The organism is Paenibacillus sp. J22FR83, from assembly GCF_059691955.1.
In genome coordinates this window covers 153,096-173,101 of record NZ_JCAUAM010000002.1, presented here as the reverse complement: position 1 = coordinate 173,101, position 20,006 = coordinate 153,096, and the positions used below count along the sequence as shown (strand labels likewise).

At 44.5% G+C, this 20,006-nt stretch carries 16 protein-coding genes; 13 read left to right on the top strand and 3 right to left on the bottom strand.

The genetic code is table 11. From position 1 onward, the window contains the following. Positions 1-15: 15 nt before the first annotated feature. Positions 16-1,968, bottom strand: coding sequence for an ABC-F family ATP-binding cassette domain-containing protein (locus tag AC58PV_RS04330; protein ID WP_497431047.1), 1,953 nt, complete (start codon positions 1,966-1,968; stop codon positions 16-18). A gap of 239 nt (positions 1,969-2,207) precedes the next feature. Between AC58PV_RS04330 and AC58PV_RS04325 the strand changes: the two genes are divergently transcribed. The 8 genes from AC58PV_RS04325 (at position 2,208) to groL (ending at position 8,680) form a co-directional block, all read left to right on the top strand. After that, positions 2,208-2,840 carry a 5-formyltetrahydrofolate cyclo-ligase gene (locus AC58PV_RS04325; RefSeq protein ID WP_497431046.1) on the top strand — a complete coding sequence of 211 codons (633 nt, stop codon included), beginning with the start codon at positions 2,208-2,210 and terminating at the stop codon, positions 2,838-2,840. A gap of 16 nt (positions 2,841-2,856) precedes the next feature. Beyond that, positions 2,857-3,351: a cyclic pyranopterin monophosphate synthase MoaC gene (gene moaC, locus AC58PV_RS04320; RefSeq protein ID WP_497431045.1), complete on the top strand. Its 495-nt coding sequence runs from the start codon at positions 2,857-2,859 to the stop codon at positions 3,349-3,351. Between the two features lie 156 nt (positions 3,352-3,507). Continuing rightward, a complete protein-coding gene (locus tag AC58PV_RS04315; protein WP_056608535.1) occupies positions 3,508-3,999 on the top strand; it encodes a MogA/MoaB family molybdenum cofactor biosynthesis protein in 492 nt (163 codons plus the stop codon). 17 nt (positions 4,000-4,016) lie between these two features. Further along, the gene (locus tag AC58PV_RS04310) at positions 4,017-5,024 is read left to right on the top strand and encodes a molybdopterin-binding protein (protein ID WP_497431377.1); all 1,008 of its coding nucleotides are present in this window, start codon (positions 4,017-4,019) and stop codon (positions 5,022-5,024) included. A gap of 58 nt (positions 5,025-5,082) precedes the next feature. Beyond that, a complete protein-coding gene (locus AC58PV_RS04305) occupies positions 5,083-5,616 on the top strand; it encodes a twin-arginine translocase TatA/TatE family subunit (protein ID WP_497431044.1) in 534 nt (177 codons plus the stop codon). Positions 5,617-5,701: 85 nt separating this feature from the next. Next, on the top strand, positions 5,702-6,442 hold the full coding sequence (tatC, locus tag AC58PV_RS04300; RefSeq protein WP_497431376.1) for a twin-arginine translocase subunit TatC: 741 nt from the start codon (positions 5,702-5,704) through the stop codon (positions 6,440-6,442). Positions 6,443-6,683: 241 nt separating this feature from the next. After that, the gene (groES, locus tag AC58PV_RS04295) at positions 6,684-6,965 is read left to right on the top strand and encodes a co-chaperone GroES (protein ID WP_028553854.1); all 282 of its coding nucleotides are present in this window, start codon (positions 6,684-6,686) and stop codon (positions 6,963-6,965) included. Positions 6,966-7,051: 86 nt separating this feature from the next. After that, positions 7,052-8,680, top strand: coding sequence for a chaperonin GroEL (groL, locus tag AC58PV_RS04290; RefSeq protein ID WP_497431043.1), 1,629 nt, complete (start codon positions 7,052-7,054; stop codon positions 8,678-8,680). Between the two features lie 151 nt (positions 8,681-8,831). Here the strand turns inward: groL and AC58PV_RS04285 are convergent, their stop codons facing one another. After that, positions 8,832-9,131 carry a hypothetical protein gene (locus AC58PV_RS04285; RefSeq protein ID WP_497431042.1) on the bottom strand — a complete coding sequence of 100 codons (300 nt, stop codon included), beginning with the start codon at positions 9,129-9,131 and terminating at the stop codon, positions 8,832-8,834. Positions 9,132-10,028: 897 nt separating this feature from the next. On the opposite strand from AC58PV_RS04285, the gene AC58PV_RS04280 reads away from it, so the two are divergent. Both AC58PV_RS04280 and AC58PV_RS04275 read left to right on the top strand, forming a co-directional pair. After that, positions 10,029-11,603: an SWIM zinc finger family protein gene (locus tag AC58PV_RS04280; protein ID WP_497431041.1), complete on the top strand. Its 1,575-nt coding sequence runs from the start codon at positions 10,029-10,031 to the stop codon at positions 11,601-11,603. Then, positions 11,600-14,623, top strand: a complete 3,024-nt coding sequence (locus tag AC58PV_RS04275) for a DEAD/DEAH box helicase (RefSeq protein WP_497431040.1) — start codon at positions 11,600-11,602, stop codon at positions 14,621-14,623. Before AC58PV_RS04280 ends, AC58PV_RS04275 begins: the two co-directional genes overlap by 4 nt. Positions 14,624-14,721: 98 nt before the next feature. On the opposite strand, the gene AC58PV_RS04270 is transcribed toward AC58PV_RS04275, so the two are convergent. Continuing rightward, positions 14,722-17,250 carry an O-antigen ligase family protein gene (locus AC58PV_RS04270; RefSeq protein WP_497431039.1) on the bottom strand — a complete coding sequence of 843 codons (2,529 nt, stop codon included), beginning with the start codon at positions 17,248-17,250 and terminating at the stop codon, positions 14,722-14,724. Positions 17,251-17,516: 266 nt separating this feature from the next. Between AC58PV_RS04270 and galU the strand changes: the two genes are divergently transcribed. The 3 genes from galU to AC58PV_RS04255 are packed head-to-tail and all read left to right on the top strand — an operon-like array spanning position 17,517 to position 19,976. Further along, positions 17,517-18,392, top strand: coding sequence for a UTP--glucose-1-phosphate uridylyltransferase GalU (galU, locus tag AC58PV_RS04265; RefSeq protein ID WP_497431038.1), 876 nt, complete (start codon positions 17,517-17,519; stop codon positions 18,390-18,392). A 60-nt stretch (positions 18,393-18,452) separates the two neighbouring features. After that, positions 18,453-19,229 carry an ABC transporter permease gene (locus tag AC58PV_RS04260; protein ID WP_497431037.1) on the top strand — a complete coding sequence of 259 codons (777 nt, stop codon included), beginning with the start codon at positions 18,453-18,455 and terminating at the stop codon, positions 19,227-19,229. Between the two features lie 15 nt (positions 19,230-19,244). After that, positions 19,245-19,976: an ABC transporter ATP-binding protein gene (locus tag AC58PV_RS04255; protein ID WP_497431036.1), complete on the top strand. Its 732-nt coding sequence runs from the start codon at positions 19,245-19,247 to the stop codon at positions 19,974-19,976. Positions 19,977-20,006 lie beyond the last annotated feature (30 nt).

Here is a 20,006-nt window from a genome sequence, read left to right as displayed (position 1 = left end):
GGACTACTTCTATTTTTAAGCCAATAAAACTTCCCATTCTTCATAACAAGCCGCAAGTGACGTCTTACGCTTATCAACCTCAGCCGTCTTCTCCTGGACAAGCAGGTAATCGTTATACACAGCTGGATCTGCAAGCTCAGCTTCGAGCGCTGTCACTTCATCTTCGAGTCGAGCAATATCCAGCTCAAGCTGTTCGAGCTTCCGCTGACGACTGCGTTCTTCACGCTTCGCTAGCTTGTCCGCCTCATAACTGCCACCACTGGCAGGCTCAGCTTTCACCGCAGCAGAAGAGGAACTTCCGGCAGATTTCTTCTCCGCCTCTTTGGCCAGACGCTGTGCTTCCATTTCTGCAAGCTCCGCTTTTTTCTCCACATAGTCATCATAGTTGCCGAGATAGCTCGTTAAGCCATCCTTTTGCAGATCGAGCATGCTCTCCGCCATTTTATTGAGGAAATACCGGTCATGGGAGATGAATAACAAGGTGCCTTCGTAGTCCATCAACGCTGATTCCAACACTTCTTTACTATATAAATCCAAATGGTTGGTAGGCTCATCGAGAATTAATACGTTAGCTTTCTGAAGCATGAGCTTGGCAAGGGAAACACGGGCTTTTTCGCCACCGCTGAGTGCTGCAACTTTCTTGAATACGTCCTCGCCGCTGAAAAGAAAACTGCCAAGCACCGTACGAATACGGGCTTCTTCCAAATGAGGGTACGTGTTCCACACTTCCTCCAACACGCTGTTGGACGGATTCAAACCTTTCTGCTCTTGATCGTAATAACCGATCGTGACGCCAGCGCCCCATTTGAATGTGCCTGCGTCTTGCTGGTGTTGACCTATTAACGTCTTGAGCAGGGTGGATTTACCGACCCCATTAGGCCCGATAAGTGCAGCGGTTTCGGAACGGCGAAGCTGAAAGGAGACACCGTCGAGTAGACGTTTTCGGCCATCGTATGAAAGTGATAACCGGTCAACCTGTAGGACTTCCTTCCCAGAAGTCTGTTCGATTTCAAAGGAGAACGAGGCGCGTTTCAAATCGCCCATCGGTTTATCCAAACGGTCCATTTTCTCGAGTTGCTTACGGCGGGACTGAGCTCTCTTCGTCGTCGAAGCACGCACAATATTACGCTGCACGAAATCCTCTAATTTCGAGATTTCTTCCTGTTGCTTTTCGAACTGTTTCAATTCAATTTCATAATTCGCTTCTTTAATCTCGATAAAACGGGAATAATTGCCCGTATACCGTTTGGATGCATGGCGTTCAATTTCATAAATAGCCGTCACGAGTGCATCGAGGAAATAACGGTCATGGGAAACGACGAGAATCGCACCAGGGTAGCCGCGCAAATAGCCTTCAAGCCACGTCAAAGTGGCGATGTCCAGATGGTTGGTAGGCTCATCGAGCATGAGCAGATCGGGTTCTTCCAGCAACATTTTAGCTAGCGCCAATCTCGTCTTCTGCCCCCCGCTGAGGGTGTTGACCAAGGTGTCTGGAGCGAACTGACCGAAGCCCATCCCGTGCAAAATACCGCGAATCTTGGCCTCAATTTCATAGCCGCCATGCTCTCGAAACCATTCAGAGCGCAGCGCATACCGATTCATGGTGGATTCATACTTTTTCTCATCGGAGATGAGGTCAGAATCTGCCATTAGGGCTTCAAGCTCACGCAACTCGCGTTCTGTGTCCAATAGTGAACTGAACACGCTTAGAAGCTCGTTCCAGATGGATTTATCCGTGTTGAGACCGCTGTTTTGCTTCAAATAACCAATCTTGGTTTCCTTTGCTTTGAACAGATCACCGCTGTCATACGACATTTCACCCGCGATGATTTGAAGAAGGGTAGACTTGCCGGCACCATTCACACCCACGAGTCCGATACGTTCCCTATTTTCAATTTGAAGCGTTATATTAGAGAGTACGGAGCGTACCCCATAGCTTTTGGAAATGTTAGAAACTTGTAATAGCATGTTGCTGCTACCTCCTGCGTTTTGGATACATATTAATGTAAGAACCTAATTAAGTTGACCTGCGGTCGCTGTTTCAATCCCATCAAATCATTAGTATACACGAAGAATGGGGGCAACGCCTGCTTAATTTAGACGGGAAATATAGGCCATTCGGCGGGGTCTCTGGTACGAGTATAGTTTTTTACTATATTTATGTTAAAATGGGGGAAACCACTCCTCGCTAGGAAGGGCTGTAGCTTATGATGAACATCCGAGAGCGGAAAATAGAATTACGCAAGGAAATGGAAATACGACGTGCGTCGATTGTTGCTGAGATACGCGATGAGAAACAAGAACTTATCAACCAAAGAATGGTGAAGCTATGTGTAGATAAGCTGTTTGAACAGGGGCAAATACCGCCTAATTCACAGCCTACGCTGATGAGCTATATGCCTTTTCGTTCGGAGCCTGACGTTGCGCCATTAATGGAATGGTGTTGGCAGCAGGGAATTCGTGTGCTGATACCGAAAGTAGTGGCAGACACGAAAACAATGAATTTGCACATCATAAGCCGTTATGAGGATCTCGAAAGTGGTGCTTATGGGATTAGAGAGCCGCGCAGTGATGTTCCAATCGAACAGGATTTGGGCACGATATCCATGATTGTTGTACCAGGACTTGCCTTTGATCTGGATTTCGGTCGCTTAGGTTACGGCGGGGGCTTCTACGATCGGTTTATGCAGTTATTCGCTGCGCGCGGTTTGAAGAGACCTTTTGCCGTTGCAGCTGCTTTCGATAATCAATTGATTCCTGCTGTTCCTTCTTCTTGGCATGATTTCCGAGTGGATGGGATTGTAACCGAAAGCAAGATGGTATTCAAAACAGAAACCTAATATAGAGGTGATTGCCGTGCCCGATTCTTCACCATTGACGCATTTTAATGAGCAGGGACGAGCGCGAATGGTCGACATATCGGATAAAGATGAGACGAAGCGCACGGCCACAGCTCGCTCTACCTTATTAATGAAGCCAGACACGCTTGACTTAATCATTCAGGGTAAAATGAAAAAAGGCGACGTCCTCGCCGTGGCTCAAGTGGCTGGTATCATGGCGGCCAAGAAAACGTCAGACTGGATCCCAATGTGTCATCCCATCGCTTTAACTGGGGTTGATATACAGTTTTCCAATAATGGCATCAATGAACTATACATAGAAGCAACTGTACGTACAACAGGTCCTACAGGGGTAGAAATGGAAGCTCTAACGGCAGTTTCTGCCGCGGCATTAACCGTGTATGACATGTGCAAAGCTGTGGAGAAAGATATGATCATCAACTCGACGCTGCTTGTTATGAAAACAGGTGGTAAGAACGGGGATTTTCACAGGCAAGACAATAAAGCGTGATGGGACGAAGATCCAGTGCTAACAGACTGATAATCGGACGAGGTCGTGCTGGATCAAGAACCAGTGCCAACGGACTGATAAGTCTGGTGAGGTACTGCGTGTCACGCAGGTTAGTGGGATGATCTCATTCAGTGAACAAGGGAGAGGTGACGAAGGATGCACTGGAAAGTTGCGATTTTGACAGCCAGTGACCGCGGTTACCGAGGAGAACGAGAAGACACTAGCGCTCAGGTAATCCGCGAGCTGATTGAAGAAGAAATTCAAGGTGAGATCATTGAGTATCGGGTTGTACCGGACGAGATGGATGAAATTATGGCTTCGTTAATTGAAATGACGGATTATTATCAAGCTGATTTAATACTCACAACAGGTGGAACTGGTTTGGCTCCACGGGATGTCACACCGGAAGCAACGCTCAATGTGATTGATCGGGTTGCACCTGGTTTTGCAGAAGCGATGCGCATGATCTCGATGCAAAAGACGAAGAAAGCGATGCTCTCCAGAGCCGTCTCTGGTATTCGCGGACGCACGCTGATCATTAATTTGCCAGGTAGCCCCAAAGGTGTTCAAGAGAACTTGATGGCAATTATTGATCAACTTCCACATGCGCTTGGGATCCTGACAGGCAAAGAAGGCGATCACGGGTGAAATTCAAAGAAACTTCCATGCTGCGCGAAGTGAAAGTGGAAGATGCGATCGGCATGGTTCTGCCGCATGATCTGACGCAGATCTTGCCAGGCGAGTTCAAGGGCAGACTCTTCCGCAAAGGTCACCAAGTGACCGAGGCCGATATCCCTGCCCTGCTGAGCATTGGCAAGGAACATATTTATGTGATGGAGCTGCAGCCCGGTTATCTCCATGAGGATGAGGCTGCTTTGCGCATGGCGCGGGCGCTTATTGGGATAGAAAAGTGCACGGATCTAAGAATGACCGATCCGCATGAGGGCAAAGTGAACGTGAAATCGGAGATTCACGGTTTAGTGAAGATCGATAAGGCGTTCGTCGATAGCGTGAACGCCATCGATGAGGTCGTGTTGTCGACGATTCGCAGCAACACGGTCGTTCAGGCCGGCGCTTCGCTGGTCGGTACGCGGGTGATCCCGTTGATCGTCGACGAAGCGAAGGTTGTTGAGGTCGAGCGGCTAGCCGCGGCTCGACGTGAGGAGGGCTTCACCTTGCTCGACGTGAAGCCATTTCGGGCGCTGCGCGTCGGCGTGATCACGACGGGCAGCGAGGTCTTCAAGGGCCGAATCAAGGATAAATTCGGCCCGGTTGTGAAAGAGAAGGTCGCGCAGCTCGGCTCCCAGGTTGTAGACCAACGCTTCGTGTCGGACGACAGCGAAGCGATTGTGGGTGAGATCCACGCGCTAGCTGCGCTAGGCGTGGATTTGGTGTTGGTCACGGGCGGCATGTCCGTGGACCCGGATGATCGCACGCCGGGTGCGATCAAGGCGGCCGGCGCCCGCGTGGTCAGCTACGGCACGCCGATGCTGCCGGGTTCGATGCTGATGATCGCCTATCTAGGCGATCTGCCGATCATGGGCTTGCCGGGTTGTGTGATGCACGACCCGTACACGTCCTTTGACGTGCTGCTGCCGCGCATATGCGCAGGCGAAGAGATCGTTCGTAGTGACATCACGGAGATGGGCTACGGCGGATTTTATCAATGTTAGAAGAGCTTTAGATTGCTTTCTTTGATTCATAATGCATTACATAATGGAGATGAAGTCCATGTTTCAAAATATCGGATTTACCGAGCTCTTGTTGATTGCGGTCGTTGCGCTTGTTATCTTCGGTCCACAAAAGTTGCCGGAGATCGGCCGAATGCTGGGTAAGACGTTAAGAGATTTCAAGCAAGCGACGAATGAACTGATGAGCGACGAGCCGAAAGCACCGTTAGCTTCCAAAACACCAATTGTACCTGACCCAGTTACGCCTGTGGAGGTAGCTAACGTGGTAACAACCGTTGATGTTCCAGAGACTACGCTTGCATCATCACCGTCAGAACAAGGCACGATGGACACTGTAGCTGAGAATAAAGTGGAGGCCCAATCAACTAGCTCACCTACAGTGAAGCCTGCTGTGACTTTCGTCTCTAACAAGTCTTCAGAAGTTGTCCATGTTACTGGGACGGCCGTCCCTGCGGTAGCTTCACAAGCAGCAAACGATGTGTTGAACTCCACTCCTGCACGAGCATCGGCCCCTACCCCGGCGCCAGCGCAGCAGTCAGGCAATACAGGTAACACCCGGCGGTTGCCCGATTAATTTTTCCTCATGCAGATTAACAGTGGTTCAGTCTTATAGGCTGCACCCTAGATTAGGTAGGTGAAAACGGTTGAAAAATGAAGAAATGTCTCTTGTAGAGCACCTTGGTGAGTTACGCAAGCGAATCATGTGGATATTAGTTGTTCTGGTCATTGGCATGGTCGGTGGGCTCGTTGCTGCTAGACCTATTATTCGCTATCTCAAAAGTATCCCCCCAGCTGATGGTATTGGTTGGAATGTATTCTCCCCTTGGGACGCCTTACGTTTGTATATGAATTTTGGGTTAGCTGTAGGCCTTCTTATCACATTACCCGTGATTCTATACCATATATGGGCTTTCGTTAAGCCAGGCTTGCGGGAGACGGAGCAGAAGGCTTCGCTCCTCTACGTACCGTACGCTTTTTTACTCTTTTTAATGGGGTTATCCTTCGGGTATTGGGTTGTTTTTCCAATGGCATTTTATTTTACTTCATCGATTAGTAAGAGCTTAGAAATAACAGAGATGTATGGGGCTGCGCAGTACTTTACCTTCATGTTTAACATCATTCTTCCGCTGGCCTGTGTTTTTGAGATGCCAATCGTGGTGATGTTCCTTACGAAGATTAAGCTGCTGAATCCGAAGCGTCTGCATAAGTTTAGAAGATATGCTTATATGCTGATGGTCATTCTAGCGACCGTTATTACGCCGCCAGATGCGATCTCAGCGATTTTAGTTGCGGTTCCGCTCATTATTTTATATGAATTCAGTGTCTTCATGTCGGGTTTCATTTACCGTAAACAGCTTGCGAGCGATGCCGCTTGGGAACTCGAGTTTGGTCCTAAATGAGGAAATCGTTGAACATAGTCTGCCTTCGTGGTGGGCTATTTTTTTTCATTCGCAGAGGGAATATTTGGTTATCATTTGGGTAGAATGAGGGGGGTGTCCACAAGAATGAAAAATGTGTAAAAGGACTTGCAAATTACTCCCAGAATGAGTATCATAAGAGGTGTTGTTAGCACTAAACACATTCGAGTGCTAATAACAAAGAAATATAACCAGACAATTTTCTAAAGGAGGCTATTTTTCCATGATCAGACCGTTAGGTGATCGAGTTATCATTGAAGCCGTTGCGAAAGAGGAGACTACAGCAAGTGGCATCGTGCTGCCAGATACAGCTAAAGAAAAACCACAAGAAGGTAAAGTTGTAGCCGTTGGCGCTGGCGCGTTGAAAGATGGCGTACGTGTTCCGCTTGAAGTAAGCGAAGGCGACCGCATCATTTTCTCCAAATACGCTGGAACTGAAGTGAAATACGAAGGCCGCGAACTGTTGATCTTGCGCGAAAGCGACATCCTCGCTGTATTAGCCTAAGTTAGAGCAGCATATAGATCGGCTTACGTTATTAAAGATTTTTATACTTAGCATACATGTTTTTTAATTAGAGGAGGTTACCTATCGTGGCAAAAGATATTAAGTTCAGTGAAGACGCACGCCGCGCGATGCTTCGCGGGGTAGATGCTTTGGCAAATGCCGTTAAAGTAACACTAGGTCCTAAAGGCCGTAACGTTGTCCTAGAGAAAAAATTTGGCAGCCCGTTGATCACTAATGACGGTGTTACTATCGCGAAAGAAATCGAGCTAGAAGATGCTTTCGAAAACATGGGAGCACAACTTGTTAAAGAAGTTGCTACCAAAACAAACGATGTTGCTGGTGACGGTACAACAACTGCAACGGTTCTTGCTCAAGCGATGATCCGTGAAGGTCTGAAAAACGTTACTGCAGGCGCTAACCCAATGGTTATCCGCAAAGGTATCGAGAAAGCTGTTAAAGCGGCTGTAGAAGAGCTTCAAGCGATCGCAAAGCCAATCGAAGGCAAACAATCCATCGCACAAGTTGCGGCAATCTCTGCTGCTGACGAAGAAGTAGGCGAATTGATCGCTGAAGCTATGGAAAAAGTAGGTAAAGACGGTGTTATCACAGTTGAAGAATCCAAAGGCTTCTTGACAGAGCTTGAGGTTGTAGAAGGTATGCAATTCGACCGTGGATACACTTCCCCATACATGATCACTGATACGGATAAAATGGAAGCAGTTCTAGACAACCCGTACATCTTGATCACTGACAAAAAAATCTCGAACATTCAAGAAATCTTGCCTGTTCTTGAAAAAGTGGTTCAATCCGGTAAACAACTTCTGATCATTGCTGAAGATGTTGAAGGTGAAGCACAAGCAACACTTGTTGTGAACAGACTTCGTGGCACATTCACTTGCGTAGCTGTTAAAGCTCCTGGTTTCGGTGACCGTCGTAAAGCGATGTTGGGTGATATCGCTGCTCTAACAGGTGGCCAAGTGATTACTGAAGAGCTTGGATTAGATTTGAAATCCACAACTCCTGATCAATTGGGTAGCGCTCGTCAAATCCGTGTTACCAAAGAAAACACAATCATCGTTGATGGTGCTGGTAACCCGAAAGACATCGCAGCTCGCGTTACACAAATTCGTTCCCAATTGGAAGAAACAACTTCCGAGTTCGATAAAGAAAAACTTCAAGAGCGTTTGGCTAAACTTTCTGGCGGCGTAGCTGTTATCAAAGTTGGCGCAGCGACTGAAACTGAATTGAAAGAGCGCAAACTTCGCATCGAAGATGCTTTGAACGCGACTCGTGCAGCAGTTGAAGAAGGTATCGTTTCTGGTGGTGGTACAGCCCTAGTTAACGTATACAACGCAGTAGCGAAAGTTGTAGCTTCTGGCGATGAGCAAACGGGTGTTAACATCATCCTTCGTTCCCTTGAAGAACCAGTTCGCACAATCGCAGCTAACGCTGGTCAAGAAGGCTCTGTTATCGTTGAGCGCTTGAAAAACGAGCAAGTAGGCATCGGCTACAATGCAGCTTCCGGACAATGGGTAAACATGTTCGAAGCAGGTATCGTTGACCCTGCGAAAGTAACACGTTCCGCACTTCAAAACGCAGCTTCCGTAGCAGCTATGTTCTTGACTACAGAAGCGGTTATCGCTGATAAACCAGAAGCTAACAAACCAGGTATGCCTGATATGGGCGGCATGGGTGGTATGGGTGGCATGATGTAAGAAGCTCTTAGAGCTTCTGCGGATGCAGAGAGAAAGACTCCTTCGGGGGTCTTTTTTTGTTTTTTATAGCACAACTTCTGGCACTTATTTATAAAATGGAACGTATGTTCCATTTTGAGTGAAAATAAAAAGCCCATAGGGGCAGCAAATATTATCTGTTTTTTAACTTGTCGATTTCAATTGCGTGATCAACGAGTTGTTTATCGATGACATTAAAATGATGGGCGAATGTATGATGTTCAGAAATTAAATTTCTTTGAACAACTTCTAGTTGTTTTACATCTTCTCGTGTTTCTAGGACTGCTTGTCTAATTAGAGGTATGTCAGATACGTAAGCTTCTATTGAATTTAAACGCTCATTCATTTGATTTTGTTCAGTTTTTATTTCTTTCTGTTCCATTTTAATTTCTTTTATTTCTTCTAGAATTTGTATTAATAATTGCTCACTCATGCGCTTATCACTCTTTTCTAATGTTTTTGTTTTAGTAAATATAAATCTTCTTCGGTCTTGGATATCTTACGCCTTTGAAAGTCTAAGCGGTCATTGGTTGTGTGAATTGCTTCAAGGAGTCGGTTATTGGATTCAATATTTTCAATATGGTGTGAGTCTAATGTATGCTGAATAAGTTGGATCTTTGATTCCACGATTCCAGCCTTGTGTCTATAACTTCAAGCTGCAGCATTATTTTTTGTAGTAGTTCTTCGATGTACGGCACCTCACTTTTTAAAGTTTTAATGTAATGAGGTGACAAGCAACTAGAGCTAATTATACAGCGTAATTTCTATACTGTGAATTGATAACATAAATTCACTTTTGTTTACTTCTAGGTACTCACCACATAGCCTGGCACTCTGCCGTTTGCTTGGACACCATGCGTGCTTGGCCCATGATCATTAGCCCATTTATCGAAAAGATAGGCATTGGTACACTCCCTGGACTAGGTGAAGACGTATACTATCTCATACTAACAGAGGAGTTGACGCATTCATGGCTTTACAACCTAATCAAGGAAAACAATTTCAGTGTCCACCTGCTGACCCGATAATGACAGATCCGGAAAGAGTAGTTAGAGACTTTTACCACCCACAAAAGGTTCAAGTTATTCATCCGATTCAAATTGTGAATCGCCATCACTGCGTACCGGTATATGAGCACGTTTATACGTGTACGGAAACTGATGAATATTGCGGAACTCACCCGCACCCACATCAAGGTATGCTCAGGAAGTAACGGATAAGCACTTCTCGCTAAGAATCATTCGATGATTCTGGCGGGGGGTGTTTTTTTGTGAGGATAATTGATTATATAATGGTGGAAGGAAATTGTGGGGTAACGGAGGATAGGCACATGAAAGAGTTAGAAATTGACTGGCCGTACTGGATACAACGGATTCGTCCTAAATTTGATAAAGTGATCATTGCGAGAGGTTGGTCCTATTTCAATAAGGGTGTAGTAAGGGATATTCAAGTTGAGGGTACCACGATCATAAAAGCTAGAGTGGACGGAACCAAAAGGTATAAGGTCACCTTGGATCTCAAGAGCTTCACAAGGAGTGGCTGTACGTGTCCGTACGGTTATTACTGTAAGCATATGGCTGCGGTGCTGTTTGAAGTGGCGAAGCAAGCGGGATATGATCCGGAGGAATTTCGGTTTGGTAAAATGAAGATAGTTTTGGCGGAGCCTGAGCTACTGCAGAAACCTAAGCTTAAGACTAGGCTGCCAGAGCCGACGGGTAGCTGCGGTATGTGGTTGGCTTATTTTCATAAACAATATGGCAATGCCAGGATTTATAATGCTTTCAGTCTAGAGGAAGTCTGTATGCGTACGTGGCGTGAGCTCAATAAGTTGGCGGACAGGTGGGAGCCGACTATTCGAGGTGTGTATGATATTCAAGTAGCACTTTATGTCATACAGCTATGCGATACAATGGCGAGATCTAAGGCGACCACCTATGATTATTATCAGAATACGAGCTACTATGTGAAACGTATCTTGAAGCATGCCCAGGAGCAGTTGGAAGCGACGCTTCACGTATTAGATGTGAGTAAGGCATTTAAGCAGTACGGTGAACATATGAAGGATATATCGGCGTATCTGGCAGACATATGCAAGAATGGATCAGACTTGTATCTGTATGATTGGCTAGATTTGTATAAGCTGTTATGGACGCAGTTATTCCAGAATGAGGACTTGCTGGAGGCAGAAAAAGCTAGGCTTAGGCAGGTGCTTGCGGATCCGCGAGCGAGTCAACAAGCACACCAAGTCGCTACTCTCGGTTCTATTCATTTGGACATTAACCGAAATGAGGATGAAAATGCCTGGGATCGAGCAGACAGTGGCATGTTTGATATTGAGCCAGACTATTGGTTCGATTATTTAAATGGGTTTGTTTTTGAAAGTCAGTGGGATCGGTTGTTGACCTGGTTGCGGTGGTTAAAACCAAGGATCTCGCTGAGCAAGCAATTGTATGTGAATGAGTTTTTACATTACTGGGAGTTGGGCGCGGATCAGCGAGAGGTTGCGAAAGAGCAGCGGGACGTCATGATTTCACTTTTACCTGCAAGTTACGATCACTATGCGAAATTCCTATTGTCAAAAGGTGAGTACCAGGAATGGGCAGATCTCTGTCTTCTTTTGGATCTTACTACAGAGCACATCGATGCAACGCAGCTAAAACTCGTCGAGAAGGCGAATGTTCGCTTCCTTCTACCCATTTATCATCATGCGATTGAAGCATATATTCAGGGGAAAAATCGTCCCGATTACATACAAGCTGTCAAGCTGTTGAAGAAATTAGCGGCTGCTTATAAAAAGCTGAAGCTAACTCTTCGTTTCGAAGTGTACTTGGAGCAAATCGTCAAACGATACGCGAAGTATCGCGCCTTCATAGAGGAATTGCAGAAAGGCGGTTTCTTAGTATGATAACCTTGTCATCGATCTATGTGAAAATCCAAATGCAGCCTTCAGGTGACTTTGCTATTTATGGGGAAACAGAGGATGCGAACGCGGTTCCTGGATCTATGCTGCGTAAGCTGCTATTTGCCTGGCATGAACGCTCTTACTATGGGACGCAGTTGGAAGTGATGCGGATTTCACATGGAGACGCCGTTGTGGTTTCGCCTGCGATGGCTATGGAATATTTGTGTTCTCCAGGTGTGCTGCTTCATGGCAGAGTATCTTGGGAAGATGGATTTGTAGAATTGCAAAAAGGTGCTCACTTTCTAAATGAGGCAATTGATGCAGGCTGGTATTTGCCTTCCTACGAGCTTTGGCGAGAAGGGCGGAACGGATGGAAGCTTAGGGTGCCAGCAGAGCATGTTGAGAGGTTTGGGGAGCTTTGCAATGGGGCATTTCCGGAAAGCTTTTGGAAGCGGTGGTTTAGCCAAATCGTTGAAGAGTTGCTTGAGACAGTTGCGGATTTTGAGCTTGTGAGCGTGTGGAAGGGTGTCCTTCAAGCGAATCGATTGCTCCAAGTTAACGATATAGGATTCGAGGCATTGCTTTCGGAATCTTCTTGGATGAAGGAAGAGGACTGGCTCCTAGCGATTGGATGGACTGACGACGATATGCCTTATCGAATCTGTGTGCAGCTCGTGGAACCCTATGCCGAGACATATGTCGACGGGACGACGACGGCTAAGGATAATGCTGCGGATTGGCGATTGCGATTCATTGCACAGGATCGCCGGGATGCGAACCGATTCGTTGAGTTTAGCTCAACGGGCAATGTGTTAATAGGTGAGATCCCCGTTGCTTGGCAGTCAGATATTGCGGATAAGCTTCAAGAGCAAGTGAATCGCATTTTGCGAATGCTGCCAGAGCTCGAGAGTGCGTATCAAACAGGTAAAATTATCGAGCAATTGTCGGATGATGAGGCGTGGACATTCCTAACCGAATCCAGTCTACAGCTTGTGGCGGCGGGGATTTCCGTCTTTTTGCCATCCTGGTGGGAAGAGATTCAGAAGATGAGTCGTCCTCAGTTGAAGGCGAAAATCAAAAGCTCCGTGGGATCTACACGTAAAGCAATGTTTGGCATGGATCAGATCATGCAGTTTGATTGGCGGGTGGCGCTTGGCGGCATAGACTTGTCTGAGGAAGAATTTGGGCAATTGGCTTTGGAAAAGAAGCGCTTGATCTATATTCGAGGTAAATGGGTGCAATTGGATCCAGCCTACTTGGAGCAAATTCGCCATGCTATGAAGCAAATTGAGAGGAAGAAGGGGCTGTCTTTCCGGGATGTATTGGAAATGCATCTGGGGGAAGGATTCGCGGCGGATGGTGATGGTCAGAGCAGAACTATAGATGTCAAGGTAGAGCTAAATAGCCATTTGCGCGCCTTGATGAAACAACTGGGTCAGACCCGGTCTATTCCGCTCGTTGAGCGGATTGATGGCTTACACGCTGAACTTAGGCCTTATCAGGTGCATGGGGTGTCGTGGATCCTATTCCTGCGTAATTTGGGGCTGGGTGGATGTCTAGCTGATGATATGGGGCTGGGGAAGACCATACAGTTTATTGGTTATTTGTTGAAGGTGAAGGAGCTGGGCAAAAAAACAAAACCTTCATTGCTCATATGTCCGACTTCTGTACTTGGCAACTGGCAGAAAGAGCTCGCGCGATTCGCACCGACACTTCAGATTCAACTTCATTATGGTGCACAGCGGGAAAAAGGGGAAGCTTTTGAAGCATCGCTTGGAAATGCTGATCTCGTAATTACTTCTTATAATCTCGCGCAGCTCGATGAAGAAGAGTTGTCTAGCGTTTCGTGGGATATGCTATGCTTGGATGAGGCGCAAAATATTAAGAATGCTTATACGAAGCAGTCGCAGGCGATTCGTAAACTAGAAGCAGGGCAGCGTATTGCTTTGACTGGAACACCGATTGAGAATCGATTGACTGAGCTGTGGTCGATTTTTGACTTTGTAAACCCGGGGTACCTGGGGACTTTGAATCATTTTAACCGACAGTATGTAGGTCCGATTGAGAAAAATGGTGATGGCTCTAAGGAGCTGACGGCTCGTGTTCAGCGTTTGATAAGGCCGTTCCTGCTAAGACGGCTTAAGAAGGATCCGGCGATTCAGCTGGATTTGCCGGATAAGTATGAGGGGAAGGCGTATGTGCGCCTCACCACGGAGCAAGGGGCGCTGTATGAGAATGTCGTACAGAGCTTGATGGAGAAGATTGAGGACTCGAGTGGGATCGAGAAGAAGGGACTCATTCTTACCTCGCTGATGAAGTTGAAGCAGATTTGTGATCATCCGGGTTTGTTTTTGAAGGAAATTGGTGGGGCGGGCGTGAGAGTAGGTACGAAAGCAGGTGCAGGAGTAGGTGCGAGAGCAAAAGAAGGGCGCGGCGTACTCGCCGCCGCGGTTGATGTGAGAGCACGCTCAGCGAAGCTGGAGCGGTTGGTGGAAATGATCGACGAACTCAGGAGCGAAGGAGGCAGCTGCCTCATCTTCACCCAGTTCGTCGAGATGGGCCACCTGCTGCAGGCTACGCTTGCGCAGGCGCTGGGAGAGCCCGTGCAGTTCTTGCACGGGGGTATCAGTGCAGTGAAGCGCGATGCGATGATCGCGCGCTTCCAGGACGCGGCGCTCCCTGCGGAGGAGCGCTGCCATATCTTCATCCTCTCGCTGAAAGCAGGAGGAACGGGATTGAACCTGACAGCGGCGAATCACGTGTTCCACTACGACCGCTGGTGGAATCCGGCCGTGGAGAACCAGGCCACGGATCGGGCTTTCCGCATCGGGCAAACGCGCAACGTGCAAGTGCACAAGTTTGTTACGCTCGGCACGCTCGAAGAGCGAATCGACGAGATGATCGAGCGTAAGCAAGGTCTCAGTGACCAAATCGTCGGCACCGGCGAGAACTGGGTCACTGAGATGTCGACAAGCGAGCTGCGCGAGCTTTTTGCTTTAAGGCGTGAGTGGATTGAGAAGTGAATCAAGTTGAGCAAGAGAGGCTATTCCATGCATGATGGTTTTAGCCTCTTTTGCATTTTAGGGAGAAAAAAAGGCGCCACATCTCTGTGGCACCCTCTCTATTTAGCTGGAAAAACAGCTGCAACAATCGCATCAACACTTTGCTTCTCATTCGGATCCTTAGCAATTAACTTATTCATTAATGCTTGATCTGGCGTACCTTGTTTTTGTAATACAGCCAGGTACCAACGGACCAATAAGCGGTTCACTTGATCATCCAAATTCTCAGTCATGTGCGGTTGAATTAATGCAACTGCCCCTTTATAATCACCGCGCATATAACTGATTTGGCCAATATTGAGTGCCATCGATGGTGTGACTGCGAATTCACGTCCTTGCATTTGTTCTTTCGGTAAGTTTTTCAAAGAATCAATGCGCGCAAGAACCTCTTTATACGTGGTAAGCGCACTATCTAATCTTGTGTTAAACTCCTGTGCATTGCCTTTTGTATTGGCTTCGCCTGCTAGCTCAATATTCAGTGAGATGCTCTTCTCATACATATCCATATACCAAGGGTAGTTTGGAATTTGAGCGTTTGACCACTCCAAAGCCCCTTGTTTATTCCCTTTGATGAGAAGCATGTTTAGCTGCTGCATGGCCACGACGCGGTTATGAGGCTCTTTTTTCAAAAGCTGACTCATTAAGTCTTGGGCTTGATTGAAAAATGGCTCACTCTTCGTAGGATCATTCGGATTTTCCTTCTGCATTTGGCTATAAACTTGAAGCAAAAGCCCAATTCGACTTACTTGACCTGTTAACAAATAATCCGGATGTCCAGGATGCAAAGAAATGGCATTATCAAGAGGTTTCACAATCTGATTGTAATCCTTACTTGTTTTTATAACTTCAATAGTTTGCTTGTAGGAACCATTCGCCGAAAGCAGCTGAGCAGAGATGAAGAACATCACTAGCGACAATACCGCAATACATGCAGGGAATATCTTGTGAATAAGGGCTGATTTAGACTTTAACCGCAGCTCGCCTGAGGAGCTGTTACTCAACATACCGCCTAGAGCGAGGAATAGAATCGCACCTAAGTACACATAGCTTAAATCAAAGTCGATCATACTGTGAACCAATAGGGAAATCATGATAATGAAAAATAGGAAGTGCAGATCTCGTTTTTCTTGAGAACTTCTAATGTAACTTCGGATATAGAACCAACCAACTGCGATGACAAATCCGATAAAAGCTAGGAAACCAAGCGCACCGGCTTCAACCAAATATTGCAAAGCAAAGTTATGAGCCTGACGACTCGTATACGGATTGTTTTGATACTTTTCATAAAGGGAAGCCCAAGCTCCGCCACCTGCACCAATGATGGGATAGTCCGACCAAAGCTTAACAGCATCTTTATAAAATGTTCCGCGCTCCAACACACTGTGTTGCTGGAAATTAATATTCTCAACACGTGTTTTGACGTTCTCGGGAAGAATGTTCTTAAACCCAGTATCACTTAGAATAAGAATAGCTCCAACCACACCAATCAAGACAGCTGCGATGGGAAGAATGAATGTTGCATACTTCTTGGCATCAAATCGAGCTGTTACACGTTCCAACCATGGCTCACCAAAGCGTTGAATAGCCACGGACAGTCCAGCGAAAACTAGGGAGGCTAGTAGTAGAATCCACCATCCATGCCAAGATTCTGAAGTACTAGGTTGATTTTGTAGTCCGATGCCAATATCCGTTACTTTTTCTAAAATGACCAGCGAAGTAATAAAGGCTAGTCCCAGTTGAACCAACGCTAAGATCTGACGACTCATTCGGAAGAAGAACATCATGATGAGGAATACCACTGGGATTACGACAATGGCCCCACGTGATAATGTCAGCCAGAAAGATACAATGGTTGGAATCAGTAAAAACGCATGAATGAGAACTATGTACCATTTACGAGATTTAATAATGAAGAATAAAGAACTAAGCGTTATCGTAATTAAAAAAGCTGCGTACGTGTTTGCATATTGGAAGACTGAGGTTAAACGTAGTCCGTTGGAATCTGTCATGATCGCATCGCGGTACAGATTTTTATCCGTTCCATCCATTAGAGCAAACCATCCGACAAGGTGTCCTGCGAAGGTTTTGTTGCCTAACCAGTACAAAAGTCCGAATAACACGATGAAATATCCTGAGATCATGAAGAGTTGGGAAACAATCGACACACCGAGCTTGTTTTTTGTCAAAAATACACCTAAAATGAAGAAAGTTGCATACAGCATTTGGATGTAAACCATATTTGTTGCCAAATAGTGAGATGCCGAGTTCGACAACGAGATAACATACGTAAGCGGCATGATGAAGACGAGAATGGTAAGGAGATCTTTCTTTTCTTTAAGCTTAAACACAAATAATGCTAGAATCGCAACTAGCAAAAGAATAATGGAGGACCACACTGAAGCGGAGTAAATGCTTCTCTCAAACTCTGATGTACCGCCATTAAACAGCGCCCTTTGAAAAGGTGCCCAGAACATAAATAAGCCCGTAAACACAGCTAATACCCAAAAGATGACAGAGCTTTTATCCGTCGTTATCGTTCCATTCGATTTTGCACGCGAAGCCGCGTAGGCATTCTTACTTGCACTCATTCCAGATAGTCTCCTTCTTCGCTAAAGTTCGACTTTATTTTAGCATACTGGAAGAGGGTTTCCAAACGATTGTTTATAGAGGCTGAATTATGAAAATAAAGGGTAGTGAATGTGGTAAAAGAATTTATCAGTAATTATACATTACTACAGAGGCGCGATTAGAAATTTGTGAAACCACCTCTACGTGTCACTGGAATTAATGGGTTTTCAGTGAGTCAATATCAATTTGAGTATGAGGATAAAATATCAAAAATCGGAGAGGTTTTATGAAAATTAGAAAAGCAATTATTCCAGCGGCAGGACTTGGAACAAGATTTTTACCTGCTACAAAGGCAATGCCCAAAGAAATGCTACCCATTGTAGATAAACCTACCATACAATATATCGTCGAAGAAGCGGTTGCTTCGGGCATAGAAGATATTATTATTGTCACAGGCAAAGGAAAGCGGGCAATTGAAGATCATTTTGATATGAGCTTTGAACTAGAACAAAATTTATTGACTAAAGGTAAACTCGATTTGTTAGATGAAGTCCAAAAATCTACAGATATGGCGAATATTCATTATATAAGACAGAAAGAACCTAAAGGTCTAGGGCACGCTATTTGGTGCGCCAAAAGCTTTATTGGTAACGAGCCTTTTGCAGTACTTTTAGGCGATGACATTGTACAATCACAAACGCCTTGTTTGAGGCAAATGATGGATTTTTACAATCAGTATGATAGCTCTATTGTCGGTATAAAGCCTGTCCTCAGCAATCAAGTGCAACGATATGGAATTATTGATGGAATGGCTATAAATGATAATTTATATGAAATAAACAATCTTGTCGAAAAACCTCTCGCAAAAAATGCTCCTTCTAACTTAGCGATTATGGGTAGATATATTTTAACTCCAGAAATTTTTGAAATCCTGTCAGAACAAGAAATTGGGGCAGGAGCAGAGATTCAACTGACAGATGCAATCGTAAAGTTGTTAGATACTCAAAAAGTATATGGCTATGAATTTGAAGGTATTCGCTATGATGTTGGTGAAAAGCTAGGATTCATTAAAACAAATATTGATTTTGCATTAGAAAGGGAAGAACTTAGTAAGGATCTTTTGGATTACTTACAAGAAGTCGTTGAGAATAGAGTGCGGTAGGGTCTATATTTTCAAGGGCGAATGATAATCACTAAATACTAAGGACAAGGATTTGATTTAATGGAGCAATACATTAAAAATTTTATGAGATACACTCATTTATTAAAGGAGTTAGTAGCTAGGGATTTAAAGATAAAGTACAGGCGCTCAATACTAGGTTATTTTTGGAGTTTGTTAAATCCATTTCTGATGATGCTTGTACTTACTTTAATATTCTCTAACCTTTTTAAATTTGATATTCCGAACTATCCTATGTATTTGCTCAGTGGGCAACTTTTGTTTACTTTTTTTTCAGAAGCAACCAGTTTAGCTATGACATCTATTTATTCAAATGCTTCACTACTGCAAAAAGTTTATATTCCTAAATATATTTTTCCTTTATCTAAAGTTTGTTCAAGCCTGATTAATTTATTATTTTCAATGGGCGCCATTATCATTATGCTATGGATAACCGAAGTTAAAGTAACAGTAACTATACTTTTGTTCCCACTTCCAATATTATATTTGTTTCTTTTTTCTTTAGGAATGGGCATGATTCTTTCAGTGATAGCTGTTTTCTTTAGAGATATGCTGCATATTTACAGTATTCTTTTAACTGCATGGATGTATTTTACTCCGTTATTTTATCCAATAAATATAGTTCCGGATTACTTAAAAGAAGTTATTAATTATAATCCTATGTATTATTACGTAGAATATTTTCGAGAAATTGTTTTATATGGGACGTTGCCATCGGTTCAATTAAATTTAATTTGTGGCTTAACAGGCGTTATTACATTGATAACTGGGATGGTCATTTTCTATAAAAACCAAAATAAATTTATTTTATATATATAGATAAGTGAGGTAAAAATGGAGAATATCGTTGAAGTTAGAGATGTGTCAATGAAATTCAACTTAAATACTGAAAAAGTTGATAGTTTGAAGGAATATTTTGTTAGATTTGTGAAGAGAGATCTTGCTCGTGAAGAATTTTGGGCGTTAAATAATATTTCATTCAATATACAAAAAGGTGAAGTTTTTGGGATTGTAGGATTTAATGGATCTGGAAAAAGTACACTTCTCAAGATAATAGCGGGTGTTCTTAAGCCAACAAAAGGCGTTGTAACAGTTAATGGGAGTATAGCTCCACTTATAGAACTTGGAGCAGGTTTTGATATGGACTTGACAGCAGCTGAAAATATTTTTTTAAATGGTGCAGTATTAGGACATTCAAAATCGTTTATGAAGGAGAAGTTTGAAGAGATTATTGACTTCTCCGAACTGCATGACTTTGTAAATGTACCTCTCAAAAATTATTCTTCCGGTATGGTTGCCCGACTTGGTTTTTCTATCGCTACACTAGTTACTCCAGATATATTGATAGTAGATGAAATACTAGGAGTAGGAGACTACAAGTTCCAAGAAAAATGTGAGTTGAAAATGAAAGCAATGTTGGAGAGAGGAACAACCGTATTGTTAGTTTCCCATACTATTTCTCAAATAAAGAAAATGTGTGATAGAGTTGTTTGGATTAATAAAGGCAATATGATTGAAGTAGGAGAAACGGGTGAAATATGTGATAAGTATTTGGGGGAAATTTGAGACATAGGGTGTTATTTTAAATATATTTTT

Coding starts and splice junctions, on each gene's coding strand:
- AC58PV_RS04330 (WP_497431047.1), bottom strand. CDS start 1,968: ATGCTATTACAAGTTTCTAACATTTCCAAAAGCTATGGGGTACGCTCC.
- AC58PV_RS04325 (WP_497431046.1), top strand. CDS start 2,208: ATGATGAACATCCGAGAGCGGAAAATAGAATTACGCAAGGAAATGGAA.
- AC58PV_RS04315 (WP_056608535.1), top strand. CDS start 3,508: ATGCACTGGAAAGTTGCGATTTTGACAGCCAGTGACCGCGGTTACCGA.
- AC58PV_RS04310 (WP_497431377.1), top strand. CDS start 4,017: ATGCTGCGCGAAGTGAAAGTGGAAGATGCGATCGGCATGGTTCTGCCG.
- AC58PV_RS04305 (WP_497431044.1), top strand. CDS start 5,083: ATGTTTCAAAATATCGGATTTACCGAGCTCTTGTTGATTGCGGTCGTT.
- tatC (WP_497431376.1), top strand. CDS start 5,702: ATGTCTCTTGTAGAGCACCTTGGTGAGTTACGCAAGCGAATCATGTGG.
- groES (WP_028553854.1), top strand. CDS start 6,684: ATGATCAGACCGTTAGGTGATCGAGTTATCATTGAAGCCGTTGCGAAA.
- AC58PV_RS04285 (WP_497431042.1), bottom strand. CDS start 9,131: ATGAGTGAGCAATTATTAATACAAATTCTAGAAGAAATAAAAGAAATT.
- AC58PV_RS04280 (WP_497431041.1), top strand. CDS start 10,029: ATGAAAGAGTTAGAAATTGACTGGCCGTACTGGATACAACGGATTCGT.
- AC58PV_RS04275 (WP_497431040.1), top strand. CDS start 11,600: ATGATAACCTTGTCATCGATCTATGTGAAAATCCAAATGCAGCCTTCA.
- AC58PV_RS04270 (WP_497431039.1), bottom strand. CDS start 17,250: ATGAGTGCAAGTAAGAATGCCTACGCGGCTTCGCGTGCAAAATCGAAT.
- galU (WP_497431038.1), top strand. CDS start 17,517: ATGAAAATTAGAAAAGCAATTATTCCAGCGGCAGGACTTGGAACAAGA.
- AC58PV_RS04260 (WP_497431037.1), top strand. CDS start 18,453: ATGGAGCAATACATTAAAAATTTTATGAGATACACTCATTTATTAAAG.
- AC58PV_RS04255 (WP_497431036.1), top strand. CDS start 19,245: ATGGAGAATATCGTTGAAGTTAGAGATGTGTCAATGAAATTCAACTTA.